The following is a 1,654-nucleotide window of genomic DNA, read 5'->3' on the forward strand; positions in this document are numbered from 1 at the left end:
TGGGGCCGGCGGAGTCGTCGCGGGGCGGCGAGACGGCCTTGTCCTGGTCGATCACGTCGCGTTGGCCCTCGTTCTCGCGGCGTTCCAGTTCGGAGATCTCGTAGTGGTGCAGGTCGAAGGCGGGGGATTCGGAGCGCACGCGCGGCAGGGTGACGAAGTTGTGGCGCGGCGGCGGGCAGGAGGTGGCCCACTCCAGGGACCGGCCGTAGCCCCAGGGGTCGTCGACGGTGACGCGCGGCGCGTACTTGGCGGTCTTCCACACGTTGTAGAAGAAGGGGAGGGTCGAGCCGCCGAGCAGGAACGCCCCGATGGAGGAGACGGTGTTCAAGGTGGTGAATCCGTCGGCGGCGAGGTAGTCGGCGTAGCGGCGCGGCATGCCTTCGGCTCCCAGCCAGTGCTGGACGAGGAAGGTGAGGTGGAAGCCGACGAACAGGGTCCAGAAGTGGATCTTCCCGAGGCGTTCGTCGAGCATGGTTCCGGTCATCTTCGGCCACCAGAAGTAGAAGCCGGCGAACGTCGCGAACACGACGGTCCCGAAGACCACGTAGTGGAAGTGGGCGACGACGAAGTAGGAGTCGGTGACGTGGAAGTCCATCGGCGGCGAGGCCAGGATGATGCCGGTCAGACCGCCGAAGAGGAAGGTGACCAGGAAGCCGATGGACCACAGCATCGGCGTCTCGAAGGACAGCGAGCCCTTCCACATGGTGCCGATCCAGTTGAAGAACTTCACCCCGGTCGGCACCGCGATCAGGAACGTCATGAAGGAGAAGAAGGGCAGCAGCACGGCTTGGGTGGCGAACATGTGGTGCGCCCACACCGTCACCGACAACCCCGCGATCGCGATCGTCGCCCCGACGAGTCCGAGGTAGCCGAACACCGGCTTGCGCGAGAAGACGGGGAGGATCTCGGTGATGATGCCGAAGAACGGCAGCGCGATGATGTAGACCTCGGGATGCCCGAAGAACCAGAACAGGTGCTGCCACAGGATCGGCCCGCCGTTGGACGGGTCGAAGACGTGCGCGCCGAACTTGCGGTCCGCCTCCAACACCATCAGCGCCGCCGCCAGGACCGGGAACGCGAACAGGACCAGGACCGAGGTCAGCAGGATGTTCCAGGTGAAGATCGGCATCCGGAACATCGTCATCCCCGGCGAACGCATGCAGATGATCGTGGTGACGAAGTTGACGGCGCCGAGGATCGTCCCGAAGCCCGACATCGCCAGCCCCATGATCCACATGTCGCCGCCGATGAACGGGGTCCGTTCCACGCTGCTGAGCGGCGTGTAGGCGGTCCAGCCGAAGTCGGCCGTGCCCTGCGGCGTGAGCAGGCTCGCCACGACGATGGTCCCGCCGAACAGGAACAGCCAGAACGAAAGCATGTTCAGCCGGGGGAACGCCACGTCGGGCGCCCCGATCTGCAAGGGCATGATCGCGTTGGCGAACCCGGCGAACGTCGGCGTCGCGAAGAACAGCAGCATGATCGTGCCGTGCAACGTGAAGATCTGGTTGTACTGCTCGTTCGTGACGATCTGCATGCCCGGCCGTGCCAACTCCGCCCGCAACAACAGGGCCAGGACGCCGCCGATCACGAAGAAGACGAACGAGGAGATCAGATAGAGGTGCCCGATCTTCTTGTGGTCCGTCGTCGACAACCA

Annotated in this window: 1 protein-coding gene; it reads right to left on the bottom strand. The window is 64.9% G+C overall.

From position 1 onward, the window contains the following. Positions 1 to 1,654: cytochrome c oxidase subunit I (ctaD, locus tag E6R62_RS37395; protein WP_240802133.1), on the bottom strand; the 1,654-nt coding region annotated here is incomplete at both ends.

The organism is Streptomyces sp. A1136 (assembly GCF_004795055.1).
Taxonomy (GTDB): domain Bacteria; phylum Actinomycetota; class Actinomycetes; order Streptomycetales; family Streptomycetaceae; genus Streptomyces.